Annotated in this window: 15 protein-coding genes; 5 read left to right on the forward strand and 10 right to left on the reverse strand. The window is 73.0% G+C overall.

Features of this window, described 5'->3' with window-relative positions; genetic code table 11:
* Window positions 1-108: 108 nt before the first annotated feature.
* The gene (locus tag ABZX65_RS01805) at window positions 109-327 is read right to left on the reverse strand and encodes an MbtH family protein (protein WP_188285961.1); all 219 of its coding nucleotides are present in this window, start codon (window positions 325-327) and stop codon (window positions 109-111) included.
* An 850-nt stretch (window positions 328-1,177) separates the two neighbouring features.
* Window positions 1,178-2,587, reverse strand: a complete 1,410-nt coding sequence (locus ABZX65_RS01810; RefSeq protein ID WP_355333601.1) for an SDR family NAD(P)-dependent oxidoreductase — start codon at window positions 2,585-2,587, stop codon at window positions 1,178-1,180.
* 307 nt (window positions 2,588-2,894) lie between these two features.
* Here ABZX65_RS01810 and fahA point away from each other — a divergent pair, with 307 nt between their 5' ends.
* The 3 genes from fahA to glpK all read left to right on the forward strand — a co-directional run bounded on the left by fahA (window position 2,895) and on the right by glpK (window position 6,902).
* A complete protein-coding gene (gene fahA / locus ABZX65_RS01815) occupies window positions 2,895-4,133 on the forward strand; it encodes a fumarylacetoacetase (protein WP_355333258.1) in 1,239 nt (412 codons plus the stop codon).
* A gap of 255 nt (window positions 4,134-4,388) precedes the next feature.
* Window positions 4,389-5,243 carry an MIP/aquaporin family protein gene (locus ABZX65_RS01820; RefSeq protein WP_355333260.1) on the forward strand — a complete coding sequence of 285 codons (855 nt, stop codon included), beginning with the start codon at window positions 4,389-4,391 and terminating at the stop codon, window positions 5,241-5,243.
* Window positions 5,244-5,384: 141 nt separating this feature from the next.
* A complete protein-coding gene (gene glpK, locus ABZX65_RS01825) occupies window positions 5,385-6,902 on the forward strand; it encodes a glycerol kinase GlpK (RefSeq protein WP_355333263.1) in 1,518 nt (505 codons plus the stop codon).
* Between the two features lie 135 nt (window positions 6,903-7,037).
* Here glpK and ABZX65_RS01830 read toward each other — a convergent pair whose 3' ends face one another.
* Genes ABZX65_RS01830 through ABZX65_RS01840 form a run of 3 tightly spaced genes read right to left on the reverse strand, consistent with a single transcriptional unit; the run spans window position 7,038 to window position 9,909 of the window.
* Window positions 7,038-7,607 (reverse strand): hypothetical protein, encoded by a 570-nt coding sequence (locus tag ABZX65_RS01830; protein WP_355333265.1) that lies wholly within the window; start codon window positions 7,605-7,607, stop codon window positions 7,038-7,040.
* Complete coding sequence (locus ABZX65_RS01835) at window positions 7,604-9,193, reverse strand: HAMP domain-containing sensor histidine kinase (protein ID WP_355333268.1); 1,590 nt, start codon at window positions 9,191-9,193, stop codon at window positions 7,604-7,606. The genes ABZX65_RS01830 and ABZX65_RS01835 overlap by 4 nt, the downstream gene beginning before the upstream one ends.
* Complete coding sequence (locus ABZX65_RS01840; RefSeq protein ID WP_355333269.1) at window positions 9,190-9,909, reverse strand: response regulator transcription factor; 720 nt, start codon at window positions 9,907-9,909, stop codon at window positions 9,190-9,192. Before ABZX65_RS01840 ends, ABZX65_RS01835 begins: the two co-directional genes overlap by 4 nt.
* 162 nt (window positions 9,910-10,071) lie before the next feature.
* On the opposite strand from ABZX65_RS01840, the gene ABZX65_RS01845 reads away from it, so the two are divergent.
* A complete protein-coding gene (locus tag ABZX65_RS01845; RefSeq protein ID WP_355333271.1) occupies window positions 10,072-10,962 on the forward strand; it encodes a DUF3152 domain-containing protein in 891 nt (296 codons plus the stop codon).
* A gap of 172 nt (window positions 10,963-11,134) precedes the next feature.
* On the opposite strand, the gene ABZX65_RS01850 is transcribed toward ABZX65_RS01845, so the two are convergent.
* The gene (locus ABZX65_RS01850) at window positions 11,135-12,334 is read right to left on the reverse strand and encodes an Ig-like domain-containing protein (protein ID WP_355333603.1); all 1,200 of its coding nucleotides are present in this window, start codon (window positions 12,332-12,334) and stop codon (window positions 11,135-11,137) included.
* A 320-nt stretch (window positions 12,335-12,654) separates the two neighbouring features.
* Between ABZX65_RS01850 and ABZX65_RS01855 the strand changes: the two genes are divergently transcribed.
* Entirely contained in the window at window positions 12,655-13,707 is a 1,053-nt protein-coding gene (locus ABZX65_RS01855; RefSeq protein ID WP_355333274.1) for an ABC transporter permease, read from the forward strand.
* Window positions 13,708-13,874: 167 nt separating this feature from the next.
* On the opposite strand, the gene ABZX65_RS01860 is transcribed toward ABZX65_RS01855, so the two are convergent.
* The 4 genes from ABZX65_RS01860 to ABZX65_RS01875 are packed head-to-tail and all read right to left on the reverse strand — an operon-like array spanning window position 13,875 to window position 18,290.
* Window positions 13,875-14,192, reverse strand: a complete 318-nt coding sequence (locus ABZX65_RS01860; protein ID WP_355333276.1) for a hypothetical protein — start codon at window positions 14,190-14,192, stop codon at window positions 13,875-13,877.
* Between the two features lie 50 nt (window positions 14,193-14,242).
* Window positions 14,243-15,628 carry an NAD(P)/FAD-dependent oxidoreductase gene (locus ABZX65_RS01865; RefSeq protein WP_355333279.1) on the reverse strand — a complete coding sequence of 462 codons (1,386 nt, stop codon included), beginning with the start codon at window positions 15,626-15,628 and terminating at the stop codon, window positions 14,243-14,245.
* Complete coding sequence (locus ABZX65_RS01870; protein WP_355333281.1) at window positions 15,619-17,250, reverse strand: class I adenylate-forming enzyme family protein; 1,632 nt, start codon at window positions 17,248-17,250, stop codon at window positions 15,619-15,621. Before ABZX65_RS01870 ends, ABZX65_RS01865 begins: the two co-directional genes overlap by 10 nt.
* Window positions 17,247-18,290 carry a UbiA family prenyltransferase gene (locus tag ABZX65_RS01875; protein ID WP_355333283.1) on the reverse strand — a complete coding sequence of 348 codons (1,044 nt, stop codon included), beginning with the start codon at window positions 18,288-18,290 and terminating at the stop codon, window positions 17,247-17,249. The genes ABZX65_RS01870 and ABZX65_RS01875 overlap by 4 nt, the downstream gene beginning before the upstream one ends.
* Between the last annotated feature and the right edge of the window lie 4 nt (window positions 18,291-18,294).

Raw genomic sequence — 18,294 nt, forward strand, 5'->3', positions numbered from 1 at the left:
TCGCGTGCGTTCACTTTCGGTCGGACCCGCTCACCGAGGCGGCGGGAAGCGCGAGGGACCGGGTCGGCACCCGTCCCACCGAGGACGGGTGCCGACCCGGGATTCCGCCTACCGGACGTCCGCCTCCATCGCGCGCACCAGGCTCGTGGGCCGCATGTCGATCCAGGACTTCTCGATCGCGTCCAGGCACTCCTGACGGGATCTCTCCGGGCCGTCCGCGTGCCAGCCGCCGGGTTGGTCGAGATGTGCGGGCCACAGGGAGTGCTGTCCCTCGTCGTTCACCAATACGACGAACCGAGCCGAGTCGTCGTCGAAAGGATTAACCATGGCCGCTCCACCTTCCCTCAGTTTTCCGTTTCTTCTCGCCGTACGGGCCCCGGTAAAGCGCGGGGCGGCACAGCCCTGTCCCTATTCGCATCATCGTCAGAGTACAACAGCCGACTTCTTCGGACGGAAAGACTGCCGGGAGGCCGACGATTGGCCGGTTTCACCTGTTGGGGGTACGAACTTCCTCCTCATCTGATTCAGATCGAAGAACCGGGGTATATAGGCCCCGACGACGACGGACATATTTTCGATTACCGAGTGCACCCCGCCCCGAACTGCGTCTTCTTCGGCGGCGGCGGAGCGGACCGGCCGGGCCGTAGATAAATGCCAGGGCATCGCATCACGTAAAGCTCGCCGCCTTGGCGCCCGAAACGACGGCGCGGAATCGGCGGCGCTCGTTAATGGCCAAATCCGTACATCGGTAATCGACCCGGCGGCATCACGGATTATTCGGCAAGAGCGGCTGGCATAGGCCACCGGATTCGGTGATTCCGCTCCGCGGGGAATTCGCACGTCACAGGCGCGCGCCAGGAAATGCGCCGTGCGGGCGCCGGGTGCCGCGCGCCCCCCGCGCGCCGGTTGCACTCGGGGCACGGGAGGGGCGCGTGAGGGGCGTGGGAGCTGAGATCTACGACCTTGCGCGTACGGCGACGCGGACGCGCGTAGGCGGACTGCTCAGCATTCCTGGTACGCGCGGCGACGCGTGACCGCCGGACCGGCCGGACGGCCCGGTGCGGCCCGGTCCGGTCCGATGGGTCGTCGGCGGCAGCGGCAGCGGCAGCGGCAGCGGCAGCGGCAGCGGCAGCGGCAGCGGCAGCGGCAGCGGATGAGCGTCACCGCCCGCGCGGTGTCACCAGGCGGAGGGGGCGTAGTCCTTCAGGAAGCAGCCGTACAGATCCTCGCCGCGTTCGCCCCGGACGACAGGGTCGTAGACACGGGCGGCGCCGTCGACGAGGTCGAGGGGGGCGTGGAAGCCCTCGGCGGCGAGCCGGACCTTGTCGGGGTGGGGCCGTTCGTCGGTGATCCAGCCGGTGTCGACGGCGGTCATGAGGATGCCGTCGGTGTCGAGCATCTCCTGGGCGCTGGTGCGGGTGAGCATGTTGAGCGCGGCCTTGGCCATGTTGGTGTGGGGGTGGCCGGGGCCCTTGTAGCCGCGGCTGAACTGCCCCTCCATGGCGGAGACGTTGACGACGTACTTGCGGCGCGCCGCGGCGGCGGCCATGGCGGGCCTGAGCCGGCTGACGAGGACGAACGGCGCGGTGACGTTGCAGAGCTGGACTTCGAGGAGTTCGACGGGGTCGACCTCGCCGACGGTCTGCACCCAGGTGTTGGTGGGGTCGAGGTCGGGCACGAGCCCGCCCGCGTCGATGGCGGTGCCCGCTTCGATCCTGGCGAGCGAGGCGGAGCCGCTGACGAGCGCGAGGCCGGTGACGTCCTGCGCGGTGAGGGCGTCCTCGCGGCGCGGGGCCGGGAGGGCGGCCGCGGTCTGCGCGCCGCTGCCGAAGGCGCCGAAGACCTCGGAGGCGGGCAGTTCGCCCGCGGGCAGCGGCGCGGACTCGGCGGCGACCAGCTCGCGGTAGGCGTCCGGGGAACGGCGTACGGTCTGGGCGGCGTTGTTGATCAGGATGTCGAGCGGGCCCGCCGCCGCGACCGAGTCGGCGAGGGCGACGACCTGGGCGGGGTCGCGCAGGTCGATGCCGACGATCTTGAGCCGGTGGATCCACTCGTCGCTGTCGGGCATGGCCTTGAAGCGGCGGACGGCGTCGTTGGGGAAGCGGGTGGTGATCGTCGTGTGCGCGCCGTCGCGGAGCAGCCGCAGCGCGATGTACATGCCGATCTTGGCGCGTCCGCCGGTGAGCAGCGCGCGGCGCCCGGTGAGGTCGGTGCGCGCGTCGCGGCGGGCCCGGTTCTCGGCGGCGCACGACGGGCAGAGCTGGTGGTAGAAGGCGTCGACCTCGACGTAGCGGGTCTTGCAGACGTAGCAGGAGCGGGGCCGCTCCAGGATGCCCGCGATCTCCGTGCTGACGGAGGTGGTGAGCTGGATGCCGAGGGTCTCGTCGTCGATCCGGTCGGCGGCGCCGGTCGCGGTGGCCTCGGTGACGGCCTTGTCGTTGGCGGTCTTGGCCGCCCGGCGCTCCTGACGGCGGCGCTGCTTCACCGACCGGTAGATGCCCGCGGTGGCCCGGCGTACGGCGATGGCGTCGGGGTGGTCGACGGGCAGCGTGTCGAGTTCGCCGAGTACGGCGAGGCAGACCGCCATCCGCGCGGGATCGATGCCGGGCACGTCGGCGAAGCCCTCCACGGCCTCCGCAGCGTCCACGGCCTCCGCGCCGTCCGCGTCCTCGGCATCACCGATCGGTTCCTCGTAGGCCCCGTGGCCGTGAAGGTCCTGCGTTGTCGCCGTCATCCCGCCGCTGCTCTCTCCGTATGTGCCCATGCGATGCCCCCGCGTGCCCCGCCCCGGCCGAACTTTACGTTTGCACCGGTAGCAGCTCCAAACCCGGCCGCCGGACCCGGCGGTACCCTCGGGTCGTTTCCGCCGCGCAGGAGCCGCACCTGGAGGTCCGTTGAGCGCCAGCAGCCCGCTCGCCGTCCCGTACGACGCGCCCTTCGGGGTGCGCAATCTGCCGTACGGGGTGTTCAGCACCGCCGACGAGCCCGCCGCGCGGCGGATCGGGGTGGCGTACGGCGATCACGTACTGGACGCGGGGGCCGCGGCGCGGGCGGCCGGGGCTCCCGCCGATCTGGCCGCCGCGCTCGGCGCGGACTCGCTCAACCCGCTGCTGGCCGCGGGCCGTCCGCTGTGGACGCGGGTCAGGGCGGCGCTGACCGCGTGGCTGACCGAGGACACCTACGCCGACGCCGTCGAGCCGTGCCTGCTGCCGCGCGCGGAGCTGACGATGCACCTGCCGTTCGAGGTGGCGGACTACGTGGACTTCTACGCCTCGGAGCACCACGCCGCGAACATCGGCCGGATCTTCCGGCCGGGGTCCGAGCCGCTGACCCCGAACTGGAAGCATCTGCCGATCGGTTACCACGGACGGGCGGGCACCGTCGTGGTCTCCGGCACGCCGGTGGTCAGGCCGTGCGGGCAGCGCAAGGCGGCGGTCGATCCGGCGCCGGACTTCGGCCCCTCGCGGAAGCTGGACATCGAGGCGGAGCTGGGCTTCGTGGTGGGCGCGCCCTCGCCGCTCGGCGGCCGGGTGGCGCTGGCCGACGCGGACGCGCACGTCTTCGGGGTGTGCCTGGTCAACGACTGGTCCGCGCGCGACCTCCAGGCGTGGGAGTACGTCCCGCTCGGCCCCTTCCTCGGCAAGTCCTTCGCCACGTCGGTGTCGCCGTGGGTGGTGCCGCTGGCCGCGCTCGCGCAGGCCCGTACCGACCCGCCGGTCCGCGACACCGAGCCGCTGCCGTATCTCGACGACCGCGCGGCGCGACCGCCGTACGGCCTCGACATCGCCCTGGAGGTACGGCTCAACGGGCATCTGGTGTCCCGGCCGCCGTTCGCCGCCATGTACTGGACGTACGCGCAGATGCTGGCGCACATGACGGTGAACGGCGCGAGCCTGCGGACCGGGGACTTCTTCGCCTCGGGCACGGTCAGCGGTCCCGACAGGGAGACCAGGGGCGCGCTGATGGAGCTGGCCTGGAACGGCGAGGAGCCGCTGGAGCTGCCGGACGGGACGCGCCGGTCGTTCCTGGAGGACGGCGACGAGGTGGTGATCAGCGCCACCGCGCCCGGCCCCGGCGGTGCGCGGATCGGCCTCGGCGAGGTCGTCGGCCGCGTCGAGCCCGCCCGCCCCTGACACACACCCGCCTTCAGCGGACCGCGCCCCCGGACGGCCGCGCCTTTAACAGACCGGTCGCCGCTTCCGCCGCCGCCACTCCCGTGTCCGCCTCACCTCTCCCACCACTCTCCCCCGTACGGCGCAATCCCATCCGGCACAGCCGGTTCACACGTGCTTCCGTGTGAAGGAGCATGCGGAGAGCAGAAGACGCATGGCCAAGAGCGGGACGAGCTACAGCCGGTCCATACGGCGGCCGGCGGGAAGCGGGAATCCATGGCGACACGTGCACGCTCAGGACTTCTGGGCGAACTGTCGGCGGAGTTCGTCGGGACGATGATCCTCATTCTGATCGGTGTCGGCGTCGTGGCCCAAGTCGTCGGCGGCGGCGCGCTGACCGATCCGAAGGGCGGTCTCGGCGACCATGACAGCATCGCCTGGGCCTGGGGGCTCGGCGTCACCCTCGGTGTCTACGTCGCCGCGCGACTCAGCGGCGCGCACCTCAACCCGGCGGTGACGCTGACCCTGGCGGTGTTCAAGGGCTTCGACTGGAAGAAGGTCGCGCCCTACGCGCTGGCGCAGACCGCGGGCGCCTTCGTCGCCGCGCTGCTGGTGCGCTGGAACTACTCCGAGATCCTGGGCCACGCCGACCCGGGCCACACCATCAAGACGCAGACGGTCTTCGCCACCCTGCCGGGCAACGGCTCGCTGACGGCCGGTGTCCACGAGTGGGGCGCCTTCCGCGACCAGGTGATCGGCACGGCGATCCTGCTGATCCTGATCCTCGCGGTCACCGATGTGCTCAACACCGCGCCCCGCGCGAATCTCGGCCCGTTCATCGTCGGCCTGATCGTGGTCGCGATCGGCATGGCGTACGGCGCCAACGCCGGTTACGCGATCAACCCGGCGCGTGACCTCGGCCCGCGGCTGGCCAGCTACATCACGGGCTACAGCACGGCGTGGCGCGACCAGTGGGGGAATCTCTACTTCTGGGTGCCGATCGTCGGACCGCTGATCGGCGGCGTCCTCGGCGGCGCGATCTACAAGATCTTCGTCGGCCGCTTCCTGCCCGAGGCCCCGCCGGAGCCCCCGGGACGCGCCCCCGCCTCCGAGCCCGCTGCCGAGGTCTGAGCCCGCGGGTCCACGAGGTCCGTACACCCCCGCGGTCCGTACGCGGGGGTCCCGTACACGGCGGCCGTGCGGACGGCGGTCACGCACACCGCGGTCACGTACACCGCGGTCCGGTACACCCACGAAAGGCAGGAAGCACCCATGGCGGACTTCGTCGGCGCGGTGGATCAGGGAACCACCAGCAGCCGCTTCATGATCTTCGACCACGACGGAAACGAAGTGGCCAAGCACCAGTTGGAGCACACCCAGTACCTGCCGAAGCCGGGCTGGGTGGAGCACGACCCGGTGGAGATCTGGGAGCGGACCAATGTCGCGATCCAGAACGCGGTGCGGTCGGCCGGTATCTCGGCCTCCGACCTCGCGGCGATCGGCATCACCAACCAGCGTGAGACCACCGTCGTCTGGGACCCGCGCACCGGTCGCCCGTACGGCAACGCGATCGTCTGGCAGGACACCAGGACCGACTCGATCGCCAAGGCGCTGGAGCGCGACGGCCACGGCGACCTGATCCGGCGCCGGGCGGGCCTGCCGCCCGCGACGTACTTCTCCGGCGGCAAGATCAAGTGGATCCTGGAGAACGTCGACGGCGTCCGCCAGGCCGCCGAGCAGGGGCACGCGCTGTTCGGCACCACGGACTCCTGGATCCTGTGGAACCTCACCGGCGGTCCGAACGGCGGCATCCACGCCACCGACGTCACCAACGCCAGCCGCACGATGCTGATGGATCTGGAGACGCTGGACTGGGACGAGGAGCTGCTCGGCATCTTCAACATCCCGCGCGCGATGCTGCCGACGATCCACGCGTCGTCGCACCCCGAGGCGTTCGGCACCACCCGCACCTCGCGCCCGCTGAGCGCGCCGATCCCCATCACGGGTGTGCTCGGCGACCAGCAGGCGGCCACCGTCGGCCAGGTCTGCTTCGCGCCGGGCGAGGCGAAGAACACCTACGGCACCGGTAACTTCCTGCTGCTCAACACCGGTACGGAGGCGGTCCGCTCCGAGCACGGCCTGCTGACGACCGTGGCGTACAAGTTCGGTGACGCCCCGGCGGTGTACGCGCTGGAGGGCTCCATCGCGGTGACCGGTTCCGCGGTGCAGTGGCTGCGCGACCAGATGCACCTGATCAGCGAGGCCGCGGAGAGCGAGCGGCTGGCGAAGACCGTCGAGAGCAGCGACGGGATCTACTTCGTGCCCGCCTTCTCCGGGCTGTTCGCGCCGTACTGGCGGTCCGACGCGCGCGGCGCCATCGTCGGCCTCGCCCGCTTCCACACCAACGGCCACTTGGCGCGGGCCACGCTGGAGTCCATGTGCTACCAGAGCCGCGACGTGGTCGAGGCGATGGAGCAGGACTCCGGTGTGCACCTGGACGTGCTCAAGGTCGACGGCGGTGTCACGGCCAACGACCTGTGCATGCAGACCCAGGCCGACGTCCTGGGCGTCCCGGTCAGCCGTCCGGTGGTCGCCGAGACCACCGCGCTGGGCGCGGCCTACGCGGCCGGTCTCGCCACCGGCTTCTGGCGCGACACCGACGAGCTGCGCGAGCACTGGCACGAGTCGCGCCGCTGGGAGCCCCAGTGGAGCGAGGAGCAGCGCGCCACGGGCTACAAGGGCTGGAAGAAGGCCGTGGACCGGACCCTGGACTGGGTCGACGTCGAGTAGTCCGGCGCCCGGGCGGCCCCCGGCTCTCCGCAGCCGTCCCCCGTACGCCCCGCCGGTCCCACCACCGGCGGGGCGTCCGCGTGTTCGCGGCCCCGACGTACCGGCCCAGCGGGCTGTACGGTCGCCCGCCGGTCGCTACGGGCAGCTCTCCACGAGCCGGGACAGCGCCCAGCCCGCGCCGATGACGCGGACGTCGGGGCTGGGCGACGCCGACCGCGGGGTCCCGGCGGTCGGGACGTCGGGGACGGCGGTGGGGACGTCGGCGGTGGGGACGGCGCCGGCCCCGCCGGGCGGCGCGGTGCGCCGCGGGCCGCCCGGATTGGCCGCCACCGTGCACACCACCTGGTCCATGGCCAGCGGCGAGAGGCGGTCGACGCCCGCGGGCAGGCGCACGACGGTGGTGACGCCGTCGAAGGCGATCACGGGCGGGCGCGGCAGGGACGGCAGTCGCGTGGTGAGCGTCGTCGGGTCGGCGTCGCCGGGGCCCGCGAACAGCAGCCGCAGCGCGACGACCGGACCGGCGCCGTCGGGCGCGCGGCGGGGAACCGCCCGCAAGGTCTCGTCGGAGAGGAAGTAGACACTGACGCCGGGGGTCATGCCCACCGCGGGCTCTCCGGCCTGGATGACGCTGGTCGGCGGGACGCCGCAGGCCGTGAGCGCGGCGGCGGACGCCAGGCAGGCCAGCGGACCGGCGGCGCGCCTCATCGGACGTCCTCGCTTCCGAAGGCGGCGGAATCAGCGGAATCAGCGGAATCAGCAGAACCGACGGAACCGACGGAACCGGCGCGGTCCCCGGCGTCGGCGGTGCCCGCGGCCGAGTCGCGGCGCAGCGGCAGTTCGACGGTGAGGACGGAGCCGCCGCCGTCCGCGTTGCGGGCGGTGATCCGGCCGCCGTGCAGCCGTACGTTCTCGGCCGTGATGGCCAGGCCGAGGCCGCTGCTCTCACTGCGGGTGCGCGAGGTGTCCGCCTTGTAGAAGCGCTCGAAGATGTGCGGCAGGGCCGCCTCCGGGATGCCGTGGCCGGCGTCCCGTACCTCGATCACCGCCCACGCTCCCCCGGCGGACCGCCCGCCGACCGCGCTCAGGGACAGCACCACGGGCGGCGCGCCGTGCCGCAGCGCGTTGCCGACGAGGTTGGCCACCACCACGTCCAGGCGGCGCGGGTCGACGCGGGCGCGCAGGGCGCCGGGCGCGGGCAGCCGGGTGTCGACCTCCGCCAGCCAGCCGCGCGAGACGAGGGTGCGGCGCACCGACTCGGCCAGGTCGATCTCGTCCAGGTTGAGCCGCGCGGCGCCCGCGTCGAAGCGCGACACCTCCATCAGGTCCTCCACGAGCCGGGCGAGCCGTACCGTCTCCTCGCTGATCAGGCCGACCGCGGTGGCCGTCTCGGGGTCGAGGCGGCCCGCTCCCTCGTCCAGCACGTCGGTGACCGAGGACATCGCGGCCAGCGGTGTGCGCAGTTCGTGCGAGACGTCGGCGACGAACCGCCGGGCCTGCGCCTCCAGCCGCCGCAGTTCGGTCACCGAGCGCTCCAGGGCGGCGGCCGTGTCGTTGAAGGACCGGGAGAGGTCGGCGAGTTCGTCGGAGCCGTTGACGGCCAGCCGTACGTCGAGGTGGCCCTCCGCCATCCGCCGGGTCGCGCGGCGCAGGGCGCGTACCGGGCGCAGCACGCCGCGCGCGGCGAAGAGCGCCAGGACGACCGCGAGGACCACGGCCCACAGCGCGGCGTCCTTGATGGCGGTGATCATGGCCTGGACGTACGCCTGCTCGGTGTCCTGCGGCACGATCAGGTACATGACGAGGCCGGAGAGCGTCAGCGACTGGTTCTCGGCGGCGCGGTACGCGACCGGCAGGCCGACGACGAGGACCGGGCCGTCGTCGGTGCTCACCCGTTGGAAGACCGCGGCGGCCTGGTTACGCACCGACCCGAGGAGTTCGGGGGTCAGCCGCTCGAAGGCGTTCTCCGGCGCGGATCCGGCGCGGCGCTCCCCGTACGTGGCCAGGACCTGCCAGCGCTGCGACTGGTGGGCCCTCGCGACCTGGGTGACCAGCGAGTCCATCGCCGCCTGGTCGGGCTCCGCGGGGATCGCGGGGGCCAGCGCGTCGACGCTGTCGCGGAACTGCCGGATGACCGCGTCCTGGCTCTGCTGGAGCACGCCGGTCCGCGCCTCCCTGAAGGCGAGGGCCCCGGTGCTCAGCGCGCTGACGACCGCGACCAGCACGAAGGCGACCACCAGCCGGGTGCGCAGCCCGCGCAGCGCGAGCAGGGCCCTGGAGACGGCGGACCTCATGGGGTCGGCTGGAGCGGCCGCGCGTACGGCGCGCGGAAGCGGTAGCCGAAGCCCCGTACGGTCTCGATGTAGCCGGACCCGGCGCCCGGTCCGCCGCCGAGCTTGCCGCGCAGCCGCTTCACGCAGGCGTCGACCAGCCGGATGTCGCCGTGGTAGCTGTGCTCCCAGACCGCTTCCAGGAGTTGCTGGCGGCTGAGCACCTGTCCCGGCGAGGCCGACAGGGTCAGCAGCAGCCGCAGTTCCGAGGGGGCCAGCGGTACGGGCTTGCCGCGCAGGGAGACCCGCAGCCCGGCGCGGTCGATGGACAGGTCGCCGTGCGACTCCTGCCGGGGCCTGGTGCCGTCGGCGCCGGGTGCGGCGATCCGGCGCAGCACCGCGCGTATGCGGGCTTCGAGCACGCGGGCCTGTACCGGCTTGACCACGTAGTCGTCCGCTCCGGCCTCCAGGCCGACCACCACGTCCACGTCGTCGCCGCGCGCGGTCACGATGATGATCGGGACCTGGTCGTGCTCGCGTATGCGACGGCAGACGTCGAGTCCGGCGATGCCGGGGAGCATGAGGTCGAGCACGACGACGTCGGGCCGGAAGGGGCGCAGGTGGCTCAGGCCCTCCTCACCGGTCGCGGCGGCGAGGACGTCGTGTCCCTGGTGGCGCAGGGCCAGCTGCACGCCCTTGCGGACCGCGGGGTCGTCTTCGACGAGCAGAACGCGGGGCATGCAGGTCAGTATGCGTGAGGTCCGGGCGGGCAGGGCCGTGAGAGGGGCTCGGCCGGGCAGCTGTTACGAAGGGGTCATACAGCGGCCGTCCGCCGCCGAGGTTACGCTTTCGTGATCTTCTGGGCCAGGGGCCATCACACGCGGACCGCAGTGTGAACAGCCATGCACCGGGAGAAGAAACGGAAATCGGCGGGCCGGGCGGGGGGCGGCGCCCGTACACGGCGTTCCCTGGCGACCCTACGGCGGCGCAGGCGACGGCGGACGACGTACACGCTCGGCACGCTGGCGGCGGTAGGGGTGGCCGGGGCGCTGCTGGTCGCCGCGCACGGCGGGAAGGACGGGAAGGACGGGAAGGGCGGGCACGCGGCGGACGGGGATACGGCGGGTTCGCCGCCCGCCGCCACCGAACCGGCGAGGACGCCGGCGGCGCCTTCCACGTCACCCGCCGGGCGGGCGCCCGCGTCCGCGCCGCCATCCGCGCCGCCATCCGGCACCGGAGGCAACGGCGTCTTCGACACCGCCCAGGCGTCGGGGACGTCGGTCGGCACCGGCACGCTGCGCCGCTACAAGGTGCAGGTCGAGCAGGGCACGGGCGTCAGAGCCGCCGACGCGGCGCGCGAGATCGAGAGCATCCTCGGCGACCGGCGGAGCTGGATCGCCGACGGCCACGACGCCTTCCAGCTCGTCTCCGGCGGCCGGTACGACTTCGAGGTGAAGATCGCCAGCCCGGACACCGTGGACCGGATCTGCGGGGCGGCCGGGCTGCACACCCGCGGCGAGGTCAACTGCGATGTCGGCGACCAGGTGGTGGTGAACCTCAAGCGCTGGCGGACCGGTTCGCCGCAGTTCCCCGGGCCGCTCCACGAGTACCGCGCCCTGATCGTCAACCACGAGGTGGGCCACCGCATCGGGCACGGCCACGAGGGGTGTCCCGGCGCCGGGCGTCCGGCGCCCGCGATGATGCAGCAGATCGACGGACTGCACGGCTGTGTGGCGAACGCGTGGCCGTACGACGCGCACGGCACGTATCTGGCGGGACCGCCGATGCCCTGACATCGATGTCCGCACCGGTGTGTCGCGCGCGGAACGGCCCCGGAACGCCTGAGCGTTCCGGGGCCGCGATCCGTTCGTCAACCACCCGGGACCCGTTCGTCAACCGCCCGGGACCCGTTCCCCGGGCCGCCCGGGACGCGTGTCCGGACGGTCGGGGACCGTGGTCCGAGGGTCAGTTGGCCACCCAGGTGGCCCAGGACATGTTCCAGCCGTTGATGCCGTTGCTCGGGTCGATGACCTTGTCGGGCGAGTGCACGACCTCGACGACGTCACCGATGAGCGAGTGGCTGTAGAACCAGGCGGCCGGGGTGTCCGGGTCGCCGCCGCCCTTCACGTCGTGCAGGCCCACGCAGCCGTGGCTGGTGTTCTCGTGTCCGAACACCGACACCGGGCGCCAGTAGTTGCCGTGCGCGAAGGTCCCCGAGTCGGACAGCCGCATGCCGTGCGGCACGTCCTTGATGTGGTACGAGTTGCCGAGGCCCACGGTGCGGGAGTCCATGTCCACCACCGGGTCCTTCTCCTCGATCACCATCTTGCCGTTGTACGTGGTGTGCTGGGGGTCACCGAGGCTCGCCGGGTACGTCTTGTACAGCTTCCCGCCCCGGTAGATCTTCAGCGTCTTCGCGGTGTTGTCGGCCACCGAGGTCTGCGAGCGGCCGATGGTGAAGCTCACGTCCTTCGACTGCTGGCCGTAGACACCGGGCGACATCTGCACACCGTTGAGGTTCATGTGCAGCGTGACCTTGGTGCCGGGCGCCCAGTACCTCTCCGGCCGGAAGTCGATCCGCTGGTTGCCGAACCAGTGGCCCTCGACGGGCACCTGCGGGTCCGCCGTGACGGTGATCCCCTTGTGCGTCGCGGCCTGGTCGGCGACCGGCTTGTTGAAGCGGATCGACACCTCCATGCCCACGCCGTACGTCGAGCTCGGATCCACGTTGAACACGCCGTAGTTGACGGCCTGGGGCTTCAGCGTGGTGAACGACGACCGCTGTACGGTACTGCGCCCGGCCGAGTCCACCGCCTCCGCGTTCACGGTGTACTTGGTCGCGGTGCGCAGAATGCCGGACGGCTTCCAACTGGTGCCGTCCGCCGATATCGCGCCGTCGACCGGCCGGTGGTCGGCCGCGTCGGTCACCGCGATCTTCACCAACTTGCCCTTGGCGGCCGTGATCTTGAGCGCGCCCGTGGTGTCCACCCCGGTCGCGCCGTCCTTGGGCACGATGCTCAGCGCCACCTGCGAGGCAGGCGTCGTCGTGGCACCGCCCGACGCCGAACCCTTGCCGTCCTGCTTTCCCTTGTCGGTCGACGCGCCCGCGCTCCCGCTGCAGGCGGTCGCCCCCAGCAGGACGGCGCCGAGCGCCAACGCCAACATCCCCTTCGCCACCCGCCGCTTACGCGAGCCCTGAGCGGCGGTGTCAACCGCCGTTGCCGTGATCAATCGAGTCTCCCCATCTCGCCGGTCGCACTATAGGAGAGTACGACCGCCCCAGCGGTTGCAGGTGCCGCATGACTGATACCCAACCCTTAGGCGGCGGTCGGGCGTACGCCGAACGGGTTGCCGGGACGGGCGCCGTGGGCGCGCCCCGGCGACGGACGCCGACGCGGAGCCGAGGATTTGACGACTTCGGCCGGGCTCATGGCCCCGGCGTACCAGAAGGGCGGACAGCGTTGACGGGCACGGGGAGCAGTCGGGTGGTACTCGACAGGCCGGGCAGGCACGGCATCGTGGAGGAGTTGCGGGACGCGATCACATTCAGGGCCGTCCTGGTCATGCTGGGCGTGCTCCTGCTGCAACTGGGCTTCGCGCTGTCCTACATGGGCGCCTTCCACTCGCCCAAGCCCCACCGGGTGCCGATCGTCGTGGTCGCACCGCAGGCCGCGGCGCGGGACGCGGTGGCCCGGCTCAACGCCCTTCCCGGTGAGCCGGTGCACGCCGTCGCGGTCGCCGACCGCGCCGAGGCAAGGGCCCGGCTGCTGGACCGGCGCACCGACGCCGCCGTCGTCGTCGACCCGCGCGGGACGACGGACACCGTGCTGGTCGCGTCCGCGGGCGGCCCCTCCGCCTCGGACGCGGCGACCCAGGTCGTGCGGCTGGCGGGACAGGCGCAGCACCGTGAGGTCGTCGTACGCGACATCCGCCCGCCGGTGAAGGGCGACTCGCGCGGCCTGTCGTCCTTCTACCTCGTCCTGAGCTGGACGATCGGCGGCTATCTGGCCGCGTCCGCGCTGAACATGGCGGCCGGGTCGGCGCGCCCCACCCTGCGCCGCGTCCTGGTGCGGCTGACCGCGATGCTGCCCTACGCCTTCGTCTCCGGCATCGGCGGCGCGGTGATCGTCGGTCCCGTCCTGCACTGCCTGCCCGGCGCCTTCTGGGACCTGGTCGGCATCGGCACCCTGATCGTGTTCGCCTCGGGCGCGGTGGGCGTCGCCCTCCAGTCGGTGGCGGGCACCATCGGCCTCGGCCTGACCATCCTGATCTTCACCGTCCTGGGCAATCCCAGCTCCGGCGGGGTCTATCCGGCCGCTCTCCTGCCGCCCTTCTGGCGGGCCATCGGCCAGATCCTGCCGCCGGGCGCCGGGACGACCGTGGTCCGCAACACCGTCTACTTCGACGGGCACGACATCACCAGGTCCCTGTGGATCCTGGGCGCCTGGGCCTTCGGCGGCATCGTCGTGTCGGTGCTGTCCGCCGCCCTGCGCGACCGTCGCCGCCCCACCCCCATGCCCCTCCCGGCGACGGTCTGACCCTCGGCCGCGTCCTCATGGCGATACTCGGCCTGGACTCGCTCCGCGGGACCATGTTCCTGTTCCGGGGGCCGAACCGCCTCACACCCTGACCGGGCCGGCCGCCCCGCCGTACCACCGCACCCCGACGGCGGTGGTACGGCGGGCGCGCGTGCCGCGACCGGTGGTCAGGCGGAGAAGCTGCCGACTCCGGTGACGTGAGTGCCGTAGCCGGCCGGAAGGACGCCGACGCCGGTGGTGGGAAGGGTCGCCGGGACCGTGCAGAAGGGGTCGGCGAAGACCTTGACCGGCTGGTCGGTGAGGTTGTCCAGCACATGCGCCGTCAACGGGAGTCGCTGACAGCCGGTGGGGTCCTGGTAGACCTTGAGCGGCCGGCCCTCGACGGAGAAGACGACGACCTGGCCGGTGGCGGCCTGGGCGGGAGTGGCCGCGAGGCCGACGACGGCCGCCGCGGCCATCGCGATCATGGTGGTGCTTCGACGCATGACAGGTGCCTCCAGTGCACGTGATTCGCGGGTGGGACATGTGCGCCGAATCACGCGGGTCGACCGGTGGGTGCCGGGCTCACCGCGCGCTTCGGACGAGAGGGGTGGGCCGTGCGCGCGGCGACGCGTCGCGCGGCCAGTTCCGCCGAGCGGACCGCGCCCTCGCTGCTGGGCCGCAGGAGAGTCCAGTCGCCGACGTAGTCGACGGGCCCCGCGGGCCGGGCGGCGAAGGCAGCGCGCAGGCCCAGCGCGGCGGGGGTGGCTTCGGGCAGGCCGTACCGGAAGCGGTGCACGAGCGTGCGGGTGGTGGCCTCGCCGAGCCCCGGCAGAAAGCGTTCTGCCTCGCCGACGAGCGTACGGGTGACCTCGGCGTCGTCGGCGTCCAGCAGGCGGGGGCCGATCGCGGGCGAGGCGAAGAGGCTGACCATCCCGCGGCCCTGCGGGACGCGCCCCTCGGCCTTGAGGTGGTCGAGGAGCAGCCCGCCGCAGATCCGGCTCTCGGTCGCGGGAACGGACAGGGCGTAGCTGGGGGCGCGGGTCGGGCTGGGCAGCGGCCGGTCGAGGAGGCAGACGGCCTTGAGCATGGGGGTGAAGGAACAGGCCGCCAGATAGGCGCGTTCGTCGGGCGACGGGTCGGCGTACAGGGACAGCGCGACCGGTGCCGGTACGGCGATCAGGATCTGACGCGCCGTCAAGATCCCGCCGTCGGCGAGGTGCAGTCGTGCCTCGTCCGCGCCGGCCCGCTCAACGGCCGTGACCGAGCTGCCGAGTTGTACGGGGACCCGTTCGGCCAGGGCGCGCGGGAGGGTGTCCATGCCGGTGGTGTAGGTGGTCCAGTGGGCTCCGGCGCCGCCGACCGCGAGCAGCGTGGCGAGCATGGGGGCGGCGGCCGAGCGTTCCGAGTGCCAGCCGAAGCAGTGGCCCGACAGCGGCTGGAGCAGGCGGTCGTGCACGTCGGGGTGGTAGGCGCGGGCGTACTCGGCGAGGGTGGCCGTGCCGGGCGGCGCGAGTTCGGGCCGGTCGGCGTCGAAGTCCCCGCGGCGGCGCAGCAGTCGGGCGGTGAAGCGCAGCCAGTCCAGCCGCCCGCGCCAGGACATGCCCGCGCCGGTGAGCAGCCCCGCCGGGTGGCCGAGCCGGGCGTGGGCGCGGCCCTCGTGCCAGAGGGCGAATCCGGCCCGCACCGGGGTGAGGTGTGCGGGCGGCACGGCGAGTTCGTCGATGAGGCGCCAGGTGGCCTGGTAGCCGCGGGTGGCGATGGTCTCCGCTCCCTCGTCGACGAGGCAGCCGTCGACGAGGGAGCTGGCCATGCGTCCGCCGACGCGCGGGGCGGCCTCGAAGACCCGCACGGACCGGCCCGCCCGTTGCAGCCGGTAGGCGGCGGCGAGGCCGCCGATGCCGCCGCCGACGACCGCGACGTCGAGGTCCGTCACGTCCATCTCCCGGTTCCGTGGGTGGCGGTGCCGGCGAGGTAGCGGTCGCGCAGCTCGTGGCGGCGGACCTTGCCGGTGGCGGTGCGCGGGACGGCGTCCCAGTCCACCGTGAGGGGTTCGGCGAGCGCGGGCAGGTCGCGTACGGCGTGCCGCCAACGGGCCGGGTCGATGGGCGCGTTGACGACCAGGACGGTCTGCGGGTCGCGGTCCACGACGCCGAGGACGACGGCCTCCTCGACCTCGGGCAGCCGGTCGTGCAGGACGTCCTCCAGTTCCACGCAGCTCAGCCCCGGGATCATGTCGACCTCCCGGTCCAGCAGGATCAGCGAGCCGCCGCGCGTGCGGACCGCGAGGTCTCCGGTGTTGAACCAGGGCCCGTGCGCCTTCTCGTCCCAGCGGTCCTGTTCGCCGAGGTAGCCGAGGCAGCGGGCCTTGGTCCGGGCGAGGACGAGGCCGACCTGTCCGCGCGGCATGGGCTGGAAGGTCCGCGGGTCCACCACCCGCAGGCCGACCCAGCCGGGGACCGGGCGGCCGAGGTCGCGGGTGGTGGGGTGGCGCTCCGCGCGCCGGGCCAGCGCCCCTCGGGTGAGGAAGCGGAAGGTGAGCGGCCCGGTCTCGGTCTGGCCCCAGCCCTGCATCCACAGCGGCCGGGCGCGCCGGCTGGCGTCGAGGAAGACCCGCACGGTCGGCGGGTGGACGGCGTCGAAGGTGGAGATGTACATGCGCACGTCCCGGAAGGGACTGTCGGGCTCGGCGGCCAGGCGCTGCCAGCGCACATACGTGGAGGGCAGCGCTTCCAGGACGGTGGGCGGGTGCGCGGTCAGGGTGCGGCGGGCCGCGTCGGGATCGGAGTCGGCGACGATCACGGCCTCGCGGGGCTGGTGCCACAGCGCGCTGACGGTCCAGGCGAGCGCGCGGCCGTGCGCGAAGGAGATGGCGCTGGCGACGGTGTCGCCGGCGCGCGGGGTGACCACGGGCCAGCGCCTGGCCTCGAATCCGGCGAGCCGCCGGATGAGCGTCGTGGTGGAGTGGACGACCAGCTTGGGCACGCCGGTGGTCCCCGAGGTGTGGTGCACGGCCAGCGGCTCGCCGTCACCGCGGCGGTGGATCGGGGCGAGCGGCCGTGCGGGCAGGTCGCGGAAGGAGCGGACCGGCTGGGGCGGCCGGGTGTCGTCCGGTACCGAGTCGTGCAGGCTCGCGCTGTCCAGGGTCAGCGTGCACGCGCTGTGGCGCGCCAGCTCGACATCGGCTCTGGCGGCCGTGCGCAGCAGGTGCGTCTGGGTGACCAGGACGGCGGGGCGCAGCCGTTCGAGCAGGGTGTCGAGCACCTCGGGGGCGAGGTGGTCGGAGAGCAGCGCGGGGACGGCGCCGATCCGGACGGCGGCGCAGGCGAGCAGGACGTAGTCCCAGTGGTTGCGCTTGACGACGGCCACGTGGTCGCCGGGGCCCGCTCCCGCCGCGGCGAGCCGGGCGGCGGTGTCCCGTACCAGGCCGGCCAGTTGGGGCACCGTCCACCGGGTGCCCTCCTCGGGCGCGAGGTCGAGGGGGCGGCTGAGGTGGACGACGGTCGGCGAGCCGCGGCGGGCGAGCGCGTCGAAGACGATGCCGGGGTCGAGGGGCTTGGTCACCGGGTCACCGCCAGCAGCAGGTTGGCCGCGATCATCAGCGCGGTGGCGAGGCGGTGCAGCCGGATGCCGCGGGTGCGGGCCCCCAGGACGTCACCGCGCCGATTGCCGCGTACCCACTGGCGGGCGCGCAGCACGAGGACGGGCGACATGAGCGGCGGGAACCACCACGGCGCGATCCCGGCGGCGGCGGGGACGACGATCAGCAGGGCCTCCAGCCCGGAGACCCCGGCGATGAAGGCGGAGTTGCCGCGCTCGGAGGCGACGGCGGCCACGGTCAGCCGCCCGACCGCGTGGTCCCCGTCCCGGTCGTTGATGTTGGAGTAGACGCCGAACAGCACGGGGCCGAGCCCGAAGATCAGCGCCTGCACGACGACGAAGCCGGGTGCGCTGCCGTTCAGCAGGCCGAAGAGCGGCAGCACATAGCCCCAGCCGAGCGCGGCCAGGAAGATCTCTTGGCCGCCGCGGTAGCTGAACTTCAGCCACCAGGAGTACTGGAACCCGAAGAGCGTGCAGGCCGCCGTGCCGAGCACCGCCCACAGCGGCCGGGCGGGAGCGGCGAGGACGGCCGCGCCCCAGAACAGCGCGCACAGCGCGACCGCCGCCCAGCCGAACCGGATCGCCTGCCGCTCGGTGAGCGTCCCGGCGACCAGCGGTTTACGGGCGAGGCGGCGGGCGGCGGCGTCCGGGCCGTAGTTGGCCGCGTCGCTGCCGTCGCGGTAGCCGGTCACGTCGTCGAAGGCGACCATCCCGGCCACCATGGTCAGTTCGCCCAGGAAGAACAGGACCAGCACGAGCGCGGCGCGTCCCGTGGTCTCGGGTCGGAGCCCGGCCCCGGTGACGAGCCCGGCCCCGGTGACGACGCCGAACGGGACGAGCATCGCGGCGGCCAGCGGGATGCTCAGGTAGTAGTCGAGGATGTCCAGCTTGGCCAGCTTGGCGTAGGCGCGCCAACTGCCGGGCGCGATCGGCGAGGTGTCGGCGGCGGGAACGGCGCCGACGGGGGGCCTGGCCGCGGTGTCGAGTACGGGCGCGGGTTCCATGGGC

It is taken from the genome of Streptomyces sp. NPDC003300, assembly GCF_040610915.1.
GTDB lineage: Bacteria > Actinomycetota > Actinomycetes > Streptomycetales > Streptomycetaceae > Actinacidiphila.